This is a genomic window from Pseudomonas sp. TNT2022 ID1044, from assembly GCF_028656895.1.
In the GTDB taxonomy this organism is placed as follows: domain Bacteria; phylum Pseudomonadota; class Gammaproteobacteria; order Pseudomonadales; family Pseudomonadaceae; genus Aquipseudomonas; species Aquipseudomonas reinekei.
Genome location: NZ_JAMDHB010000035.1, coordinates 1 through 9,779, shown reverse-complemented (window position 1 = coordinate 9,779; position 9,779 = coordinate 1). Strand labels below are relative to the sequence as shown.

Sequence of the window (9,779 nt, the reverse complement as noted above, 5' to 3'; positions counted from 1 at the left end):
CCCGCAGTTGCCGACGATCACCGTGGTCACGCCCTGGCTGAGCTTGGGCAGCATCTGCGGCTGGCGGATCACCACCGTGTCGTCGTGGGTGTGCACGTCGATGAAACCAGGCGCCAGTACCTTCCCCGCCGCGTCAATTTCTTCGCAGGCATGGGCGTCGTGCAGGTCGCCGATGCGCTCGATGCGGCCGTTCAGGATTGCCAGGTCAGCCGGGTCGCCCATCATGTCGCTGTCCCAACGGCAAGTGATCGTCGCCGCCGCGGTAGTCGTCGAGGGCGAGTTTGATCCGCCGCAGACGCTCTTGATTGTCTTGAGGATTGGCCAGTGCGAGTTCGGTGGCAAGCACGTCGATGGCCAGCAGCATGCCGTAGCGCGCCGCCGTGGGTTTGTAGATGAATGAGGTTTCGGCGCTTTGCAGCGGCAGGACGATGTCGGCCAATTGCGCCAACGGCGAGTCGCCGCGGGTGATCGCGAGGATGCGTGCGCCATAGTTGCGCGCCAGTTCCACCGTCTCCACCAGCTCCGGGGTGATCCCGGTCAGCGAGCAAACGACCACTACATGATCAGTGCTGAGACTGGCCGCGGTGACGCGCATCATCACCGCGTCGTGGCATACCGCGATCGGATAACCGAGGCGCACCAGGCGCACTTGCAGTTCATCGCTGCACAAGGTCGAGCAGCCGCCCATGCCGAACGCGTGAATCATTCGCGCCTTGCCCAACAGTTTCACGGCGTCGGCAAAACGCGACTCTTCAAAGGCCGACAAGTGCTGACGCAACGTCGACTCGATATCACCGACGATCTGCCCGTAGAACGCCGACTGATCCGGTGTCCCCGCCGGGTCGAGAAACCGGCTGCCGACGCCATTGGCCTGGGCCAGTTGCAAGCGCAGGTCACGCAAGTCCTTGCAGCCAACCCTACGTCGTCGAGCATCAGTCGAGCGATGCGACCTTCACCGGCACTGAAGGAATCCTGACGGGCGCGAATCTGGTAGAGGATGTCCATGGCGGGCGACTCCGGTTAAATCAGGTAAGAAAGGCCAACGGTCAGACCGAAAGCGACGAGCGAGATCAACGTCTCAAGTACCGTCCAGGTCTTGAAGGTCTGGGTGACCGTCATGTTGAAGTATTCCTTGATCAACCAGAAGCCGCCGTCGTTGACGTGGGAGAAAATCACCGAGCCGGCGCCGGTCGCCAGTACCAGCAATTCCGGATGCGGGTAACCCAGGCCAATAGCCACTGGCGCAACCACGCCCGAGGCTGTGGTCATGGCCACGGTGGCCGAGCCGGTGGCGATGCGCATCAGCGCCGCAAACAGCCAGCCCATCAACAGCGGGGACAAATGGAATTCGTGGGCCAGGCCGACGATCTGGTCGGTGACGCCGGCGTCCACCAGAATCCGGTTCAGGCCGCCACCGGCACCCACCAGCAGTGTAATGCTCGCTGTGGGTGCCAGGCATTCGTTGGTGAACTTGAGGATCGATTCACGGTTGAAGCCCTGGGCCAGGCCGAGGGTCCAGAAGCTCAGCAAGGTCGCCAGCAACAGCGCGATTACCGAGTTGCCAATGAACAGCAGGAACTGGTTGAAACCCGTACCCGGCGTGGAAATCAGGTTGGCCCAGCCGCCGATCAGCATCAGCACCACCGGCAAGAGAATGGTCGCCATGGTAATGCCGAAACCCGGCAGGCGGTCACGCGGTTCGCGTTCGAGGAACTGGCGCTCCAGCGGGTTTTCCGCGGGCAGTTGGATGCGCGGCACGATGAACCTGGCGTACAGCGGGCCGGCGATGATCGCCGTCGGAATACCGATCGCAATGGCGTAGAGCAGGGTCTGCCGCACCAACGCGTGCACCACCGACAGCCCGGCAACCATCGGCAAACCGACCATCAGGATCGACACGCCGACCCGCCGCGCCACGGTGAACGCAATCGGCACCAGCAACACAAAACCGACTTCGAAGAACAGCGGCAACCCTACCAGGAATGCGATACAGACCATCGCCCAGTGCGCGTTCTTCTCGCCGAAGCAGTCGATCAAGGTCCGCGCCACCTGCTCGGCGCCGCCGGACTCGGCCATCATCTTGCCGAGCATCGTGCCCAGCGCCACCACCAGCGCAATGTGCCCCAGGGTCTTGCCGACCCCGGCCTCATACGCCCCCACCACGCCCGACGGCGGCATGCCTGCCACCAGCGCCAGACCGATGGAAATCAGGGTGATGACAATGAACGGATTGAGCCGGTAACGGGCGATCAGAACGATCAAAGCAATGATGGCGATGGCGGCATACACCAGCAGCCAATAGCCGAAGGACAGGGTCATGCGGTACTCCTCGAGAGGGTCACGTCGAAATATTTGTGAAAGTCTTAAAACATTTCGAGAGGCGATTATCAAACGAGGTGAAATTAATTTTCGTACAGAGGTAAGAGATGTCGCTGACAGATATGTCTTGTCGCGAATAATGAAAGTCGGGCAGGCGGATTTTCATCCCCTGCCCGGTCGAGGTTCAGTCGTGGTAAACCCGGGCGCGTCGGAGCAATTTCTTGCAACGCTCGGACAAATGCAGCACCCGCAGGTGCTTGCCGGCTTTGCTGTAGCGCTCGCGCAGGGTATCGAGCGCGGCGATGGCGGAATAGTCGACGAAACTCAGATGGCGACAATCGAGCGTCACCTGAGCCGGGTCGTTGGCCGGATCGAATTGGTTGAGAAACGGCGTGGTCGAGGCGAAGAACAAGGTGCCGTGCACCCGGTAAAGCTTGCTCCCGTCGTTTTCCAGATGACTGTCGGCGTACAACTGCCGAGCCTGTTGCCAGGCGAAATTCAACGCCGCGATGATGATGCCGCACAGCACGGCGGTGGCCAGGTCGGTGAACACGGTAATCACTGTCACGGCGATGATCACCAGCGCATCGTTGAGCGGGACCTTGTTCATCACTCGCAGCGAGGCCCAGGCGAAGGTCTGTTGCGACACCACGAACATCACCCCGACCAGCGCCGCCAACGGAATGCGCTCGATCAGCGGTGACAGGAACAGGATGAACAAGAGGATCGACACACCGGCTACAACGCCGGAAAAGCGCCCGCGCCCACCGGAGCTGAGGTTGATCACGGTCTGGCCGATCATCGCGCAACCGCCCATGCCGCCGAACGCACCAGAGACCATGTTCGCCGCGCCCAGAGCCACGCATTCGCGATCCGGATAGCCACGACTTTCGGTAATTTCATCGGTCAGGTTCAGGGTCAACAGGGTTTCCAGCAGGCCCACCAGCGCCATCAGGATCGCGTACGGCGCGATGATGCGCAGGGTTTCCAGATTCCATGGAATATCCGGCAACGCCAGCGTCGGCAGGCCGCCGGCGATGTGCGCCATGTCACCGAGGGTGCGGGTTGGCAGACCCAGCAGATAAACCGCCAGGCCTACACCCAGAATCGCCACCAGCGCCGGCGGCACCGTGCGCGTGAGCCGCGGCAGCAAATAGACAACGGCCATGGTCAGGGCGACCAGACCGATCATCATGTACAGCGGCGTGCCACTGAGCCAGCGCTCGCCGCTCTTGAAATGCTCCAGTTGCGCCAGTGCGATGATGATCGCCAGGCCGTTGACGAAACCGAGCATCACCGGGTGCGGCACCATGCGTACCAGCTTCCCGAGTTTGAGCAAGCCGAACGCCATCATGATCAACCCGCCCAGCAATACCGTGGCCAGCAGGTACTGCACCCCGTGTTGCACCACCAGCGCAACGATCACCACGGCCATCGACCCGGCAGCACCGGACACCATGCCCGGGCGCCCGCCGAACAGCGCGGTCAGGGTGCAAATGATGAAAGCGCCATACAGCCCCATCAGCGGATTGAGGTGCGCCACCAGCGCGAAGGCGATGCATTCGGGCAGCAGGGCGAAAGACGTGGTGAGGCCAGCAAGGGCATCGGCGCGTAGGTGTTTTGGTTTCATGGAGGACCGCGTGCAGGGGAAGCAGGAAAAGAGTTAGGGGATGTTACGGAATCGAGCGCGGTCCGGCCAGTTTATGCAATTTCAGAAACGCCTTCGCGAGCAGGCTCGCTGCGAGCCTGCTCGCGAAGGCAGCAACTCGGTATAAAGCGAACTCACACCATCTCGTTGCGAATCCACTCCACCACCGAAGTCCGCTTCGGTGCCCAACCCAACACTTCCCGCGCACGCTTGCCGCGAACCCGACTGTTGGAGCCCAGGCCATAGTTGGCCATCTCGTAACCCCACTCGGCTTCGGCATCGTTGAGTGGCCAATCCTGTGGTTCACCCAGAGCCAGCGCTTGCGCCATGGCCGTGGTCATGTCGATGAACGACGCTTCACCGCTTTCAACAAAGTAGAACGTGCCCGGTACATTTTTGCTCAGCGCCAGCAGGTACAAGGCAACCACATCTTCGATGTGCACGTTGGACCAGATGTTCTGGCCCGTGCCTACGTGACGCACCACACCACTTTTACGCGCCTGCTTCAGCAGGCGCGGCAGCTGCAGGCTGTGGTGGTCGATGGCCACGCGTGCAGCCTTGTCGACGGTGGGTTGCGGCAGGTTGTCTTCGAAGTAGATGACCTCGCTGGACTTGCCGCCCGACGCATCGCCGACAATGCTCGAACCACTGGTGTGCAGGAACACTTTGTTGGAACCGCGCAAGGCATCGAGCAAGGCTTCGACTGCGCCACGATGGTCGCTGCTGGCAGCGTTGATGACGGCGTCGGCGGCTCGGGCCTGGTCAGCGAGAAGTGCGCTGTCGTCAAGCGTGCCGATGACTGGCGTGATGCCCAGCGCTTTCAGTTCATCCGCCTGTTCGGCGTTGCGCACCAGGCCCGTGACGCTATGACCTGCCTTGATCAGGCCGGTGGCGATGGAACCACCGATAAAACCCGCTGCACCGGTAACGAATACGTTCATGGAGAAACTCCCTGCGTGGATAAGTGATGCAACGAGTATCAAGCAGTGTTCCTTGACGAAAAATCCCCGCTGACCCAATTCACTCTTGCGCAGTAATCACGAATCAGTCGTTGAAATCGTCGGTGGCGTACAGCGCCAGCTTGCTCTGGATAAAGTCCAGAAAGCACTGGATCCGCAAGGCCAGTTGCGAGTTACGGTAGTACACGGCGTTGATCGGCTGGCGATAACCGCTGTTGAACTCCGCCAGCAGCACCTTCAAACGTCCGGCGCGAATGTCGTCGATGGTCATGTAATGCGACAGGCTGGCGATGCCCTGCCCTTCCAGCGCCAGGTGGCGGATGGTTTCGCCGCTGGAGGCGCTGAGCGACGCCTGGATCGGCCAGCGATCGCCGTGCACGTAACGTAGCGGCCATTGGTTGAGGCCCTCGTTCTGGGTGAAGCCCAGCAGCGTGTGTCCGGACAGATCAGCCACCGCCGTCGGCGTGCCGTATTTTTCCAGATAAGCCGGGCTGGCAACGATGTGCAACGGGCTGCAACCCAGTGAGCGGGCGTGCAGGGTCGAGTCGGCCAACGTGCCGATGCGGATGGCAATGTCGGTACTTTGCTCCAGCAAATCGATGATCAGGTCGTTGCTGTTGAGCTCAAGCTGGATGTCGGGGTAGAGCCGTCGAAACTCGTCGATGTGCGGCACGATGGCGTGCAGCATGAACGGCGAGGCAGCGTTGATGCGCAGGCGCCCGGACGGCGTCTGCTGGCGTGAGGTCAAGCGCTCTTCGAGCTCGTCCATCTGATCGAGAATCAGCTTGGCGTGCTCGAAGAAATACTTGCCCTCTTCGGTCAGATCCATGCGCCGCGTGGTGCGATTGATCAACGTTGTATCGAGCTTGGCCTCCAGCCGCGACAACGTACGGCTTACCGCCGACGGCGTTTGCCCGACCTGCTCGGCCGCCGCGGAAATCGATCCGCACTCAATCACGCAGACGAAAATCTGCAACTCATCGGATCTGGCTTTCACGAGTGTTCCTTATCGATAGTCCTGCACACCGTTGTCGATGCTCCCTCGCCACAGGTCAGTACCGGCTTCAGATATCGATAGTAGCGGAGCCTCAGGCCTTCAGGCCAAACACCTCAGCCAAATGCTGCTCATAACGCGCCACATCACCTTCGATGTTCGGGCGTTTCATCACGTCCACACTGAGGAAGGTTGGCAAAGCGGTCATGCCCAGGAACTCGTTGGCCTTGTGGAACGGGAAGTACACCGCGTCCACGCCTTTGCCCTCGAAGAAGTCAGTCGGGTCGTCGAAGGCTTGCTGAGGGGCGTTCCAGGTCAGCGACAGCATGTACTGCTTGCCGTGAACCAAACCACCGCTGCCGTACTTTTGCGAAGCATCGGAACGGGTGCGGCCGTCGCTGGCGTACAGGCTGCCATGCCCTTCGGTAAAGACTTCGTCGATGTACTTCTTCACGGTCCACGGCGCGCCCATCCACCAGCCGGGCATCTGGTAAATGATCACGTCGGCCCAAAGGAATTTGGCCACTTCTTCCGCCACGTCGTAGCCCTCGTCGATGAACGTGGCTTTCACGTCCACGCCACCACGGTCCAGCACGCTCAACGCGGCTTCATGCAGGGTGGTGTTGTAACGACCATCGGAGTGGGCAAATTTTTTGCCGCCATTGAGTAACAGAACTTTTTTCATGAGGGGCTCTCGGGAAGGTCAGGAATTGGATGGCGGCAGAGTAACGATCTGCCTCGCGCGAAATAAGCACCCAATTGGCAAAATACATTTGACTCAAACGCACGAATCATCAGGTAATTGTTGCATTAGACTGGCGCGGTTTCTGACCCGAGGAGCTTTTTTTCATGAGTGATCTGCAAGGTTTCATCCTGCACGCCAAGACCCGCCCGGAAAAATCCGATGCCTTCGAAGCGTTTTTCAGCGGCTACGTAGAAGCCAGTCGTGCCGAGCCTGGCTGCATCGAGTACCACATGCTGCGCGACAAACAGGACCCGACACTGTTCATCTTCTACGAAATCTGGCAGTCCCAGGCCCACCTCGACGTGCACTCGAATCTGCCGCACATGAAGCAATTTCTCGAACAACGCGATGAGTACCTGGAGCGTGACTTCGAGATCCGCGCCATCGAGATGATCAGCCCGTCGTCCGCTAGCCGCTGATCAACAAATGGCCACCGAGCAAGCCGAGGCCAACGAAAAATACGCGTTTGAACACCGTGGCACTGATCCGCTGGCGCAGCCATTGCCCGAGCAACATGCCGAGCACCGCCGGGATCAGCGCCAGCATCGACGCACTCAACTCGCCCCCGCCCAGAGCCCCGCGCCACAGCAACCCGCCGGCCAGGGCGAGGGTCGAGACGGTGAACGACAGGCCCAACGCCTGCACCAGTTCATCCTTGCTCAACCCAAGTGCCTGCAAATAAGGCACAGCCGGAATCACGAACACGCCGGTGGCCGAGGTGATGACGCCGGTGATCACGCCGCAGAGCGGGCCGAGCCAGCGCTCGCTGCGACGCCCCACTCGCAGGGTCGGCAGAAACAAACCGCTCAAGGCATAGAGCATACCGGACATGCCGATCCACAACGTGCCCGCCCCGGTGCCAAGAAAAATCGCCAACAACAACGGCCACAACCGTTTGAGCAGCGCCGACAGATGCCCACCGAATGCCAATTGCCAGACGTTGGTCAGGGTCGCCGGGATGATCAACAGCGCCGCAGCTTGCGACGGAGCCATAGCCAGACCGAGCAGCCCCATGGCCACGGTGGGCAAGCCGAGGCCGATCAATCCCTTGATCATGCCGGCCAGCAGGAAGGTGGTGATGACCAGCAATGAGAGGGCCAGACCGAGGTTTTGGTAGAACGTGGCGAGTGTATTCATGGGGCTATGGTGAGCGCGGATTGGACGGTTGAAAATCTGCCATATACTGATTGAGCCTCTTGTCTATACAGAGGCTGGCGTATTTTTTGTGGCTAATGACGCCTTCCCAGACGACACTTAAAAATGGGCTGACGATGCACTTCGACTTGACCGACCTGCGCCTCTACCTGAACATCCTCGACAGCGGCAATATCACCGCCGGCGCCGCGCGCAGCCATCTGTCCCTGGCAGCCGCGAGCGCACGAATCCGCGCGATGGAAACCTCACTGGGCACAGACTTCCTGCAACGCGGCCGTCGCGGCGTCACGCCGACGCCTGCCGGCAAGGCCCTCGCCCAACACGCCCGCGTCCTGCTGCAACAGGCCGAACGCCTGCAACAGGACCTGGCCGAATACGCCAACGGCGTCAAAGGCCAGGTCCGATTGCTTTGCAACACCACGGCCATCACCGAGTACCTGCCGGAACTGCTCGCCGACTTCCTGCGCGAACACCCCAATCTCGATATCGACCTGCAGGAACTGCCCAGCGCCCGCATCACCCACGCGCTACGCCAGGGCGCGGCGGACCTCGGCATTGTCTCCGACGCGGTGGATACCACTGACTTGCAGACCCAAGCGTTTCGCGATGATCCATTGGTGCTGATCATGCCCCACGATCATCCCCTGGCCCACGGGACCACAGTAAGCTTCGCCGACACGCTGCATCACGACTACGTCGGCCTGAACGCCAACAGCGCGCTGGCGGTGTACCTCGAGGAACAGGCGTTGCACGCGGGTTCACGCATGCAAATCCGCATCCGCGCCGATGGTTTCGATGGCGTGATGCGCATGGTCGCCCGTGGCGCGGGCCTGGCAATCGTCCCGCTGGCGGCCGTCGAGCGCGGATCAGACGGGCTGCCCTTCATAAGCCTCGCCCTGCAGGAACCCTGGGGCCAGCGCAAACTGCTGCTCTGCGCCGCGAACTTCGCCGCGCTCCCCGGCTATGCCAAGTCACTGCTGCACGCGTTGACGCTCCCCTGACTCATTGAGAGCGATGCGTTTCTGGACAGCTCAGTGTCGAGCACAGACAACTGAATAACGGACGGGCGCTATAGGGTGCGACTTCAGTTCCAGTACCCACTGCCCGGAGTCATCATGACCGCACCGATTACCGTTCTTCGCGACACTCACCCGCTGCCCGTGCTCGACGCCTGCAAATGGGAAAAGCTCGAAGGCGACCCGCACACCGTCAACCTCAACGCCTACACCAGCGAAGACGGCAGCAAGATCATGGGCACCTGGATCTGCACGCCGGGCAAGTGGTACGTCGAGTACGTGAAGTGGGAGTACTGCCATTTCCAGGAAGGCTACTGCGTCATCACCCCCGAAGGCATGGCGCCCATCCATCTGCGCGCCGGTGACATTTTCGTCATCGAACCCGGGATGAAAGGCACTTGGGAAGTGGTGGAAACCGTGCGCAAATATTTCGTGTTTGCCTGATACAAAAAAACCGGGAGATCACCCGACGTGATTTCCCGGTAAATATCGATAGGTACTTGCTGGAGCTCGCTCCCACCGGTTTTCCGCGCGATTATTGCGGTTTGCGATAGCTATTGATGATCGCCGAGAAGTCATTCCCACCTTCCCCACGCAAACTCATCGCCTGATACAACTGCTGGGCCACCGCGCCCAGCACCACCGGTTGGTGCGCCTGTCGCGCCGCTTCCGTCGCCAGCCCCAAACCCCGAAACCGCCGGTATAGCCGCGTGACGCAGGCGCCGTTTCGACGATGCCCGGCCACGGGTTATACATCTCCGAACTCCAGCAACGGCCGGTGGAGCTGTTGATGATGCCTGCCAGCACCTTGGTGTCGATGCCCAGTGCATCGCCAAGCGCCATGGCCTCGCTGACGCCGACCATGGAAATCCCCAGCAGCAGGTTATTGCAGATTTTAGCGATTTGACCGGTGCCGACCTCACCACAATGGACGATGTTGCGG

The 9,779-nt window shown here is 60.7% G+C and carries 10 protein-coding genes and 2 pseudogenes; 3 read left to right on the top strand and 9 right to left on the bottom strand.

All coding sequences use genetic code 11. The features are described from left to right. The 7 genes and pseudogenes from M5G20_RS29430 to M5G20_RS29400 all read right to left on the bottom strand — a co-directional run. The coding region (locus tag M5G20_RS29430; protein ID WP_273922019.1) for an amidohydrolase family protein at window positions 1–225 on the bottom strand (225 nt) is incomplete at its 3' end. Beyond that, a pseudogene (locus tag M5G20_RS29425) lies at window positions 206–1,005 on the bottom strand (MurR/RpiR family transcriptional regulator). The gene M5G20_RS29430 and the pseudogene M5G20_RS29425, both read right to left, overlap by 20 nt. A 15-nt stretch (window positions 1,006–1,020) precedes the next feature. Further along, window positions 1,021–2,319 carry a GntT/GntP/DsdX family permease gene (locus M5G20_RS29420; RefSeq protein WP_273922018.1) on the bottom strand — a complete coding sequence of 433 codons (1,299 nt, stop codon included), beginning with the start codon at window positions 2,317–2,319 and terminating at the stop codon, window positions 1,021–1,023. Between the two features lie 184 nt (window positions 2,320–2,503). Then, the gene (locus M5G20_RS29415; RefSeq protein WP_273922017.1) at window positions 2,504–3,949 is read right to left on the bottom strand and encodes a SulP family inorganic anion transporter; all 1,446 of its coding nucleotides are present in this window, start codon (window positions 3,947–3,949) and stop codon (window positions 2,504–2,506) included. A gap of 152 nt (window positions 3,950–4,101) precedes the next feature. Beyond that, complete coding sequence (locus tag M5G20_RS29410) at window positions 4,102–4,908, bottom strand: NAD-dependent epimerase/dehydratase family protein (protein ID WP_273922016.1); 807 nt, start codon at window positions 4,906–4,908, stop codon at window positions 4,102–4,104. A 103-nt stretch (window positions 4,909–5,011) separates the two neighbouring features. Further along, window positions 5,012–5,923 (bottom strand): LysR family transcriptional regulator, encoded by a 912-nt coding sequence (locus M5G20_RS29405; RefSeq protein WP_273922015.1) that lies wholly within the window; start codon window positions 5,921–5,923, stop codon window positions 5,012–5,014. A 91-nt stretch (window positions 5,924–6,014) separates the two neighbouring features. Beyond that, window positions 6,015–6,605 carry an NAD(P)H-dependent oxidoreductase gene (locus M5G20_RS29400; protein ID WP_273922014.1) on the bottom strand — a complete coding sequence of 197 codons (591 nt, stop codon included), beginning with the start codon at window positions 6,603–6,605 and terminating at the stop codon, window positions 6,015–6,017. Window positions 6,606–6,769: 164 nt separating this feature from the next. On the opposite strand from M5G20_RS29400, the gene M5G20_RS29395 reads away from it, so the two are divergent. Beyond that, a complete protein-coding gene (locus tag M5G20_RS29395) occupies window positions 6,770–7,084 on the top strand; it encodes a putative quinol monooxygenase (protein ID WP_273922013.1) in 315 nt (104 codons plus the stop codon). Here the strand turns inward: M5G20_RS29395 and M5G20_RS29390 are convergent. Next, a complete protein-coding gene (locus M5G20_RS29390; protein WP_273922012.1) occupies window positions 7,074–7,802 on the bottom strand; it encodes a sulfite exporter TauE/SafE family protein in 729 nt (242 codons plus the stop codon). The genes M5G20_RS29395 and M5G20_RS29390 overlap by 11 nt on opposite strands. A 134-nt stretch (window positions 7,803–7,936) precedes the next feature. Between M5G20_RS29390 and M5G20_RS29385 the strand changes: the two genes are divergently transcribed. Together M5G20_RS29385 and M5G20_RS29380 are read left to right on the top strand one after the other, a co-directional pair. Continuing rightward, the gene (locus M5G20_RS29385; RefSeq protein WP_273922011.1) at window positions 7,937–8,821 is read left to right on the top strand and encodes a LysR family transcriptional regulator; all 885 of its coding nucleotides are present in this window, start codon (window positions 7,937–7,939) and stop codon (window positions 8,819–8,821) included. 114 nt (window positions 8,822–8,935) lie between these two features. After that, the gene (locus tag M5G20_RS29380) at window positions 8,936–9,280 is read left to right on the top strand and encodes a cupin domain-containing protein (protein WP_007988984.1); all 345 of its coding nucleotides are present in this window, start codon (window positions 8,936–8,938) and stop codon (window positions 9,278–9,280) included. 91 nt (window positions 9,281–9,371) lie between these two features. On the opposite strand, the pseudogene M5G20_RS29375 reads toward M5G20_RS29380, so the two are convergent. After that, a pseudogene (locus M5G20_RS29375) lies at window positions 9,372–9,779 on the bottom strand (NAD-binding protein); the annotation flags it as partial.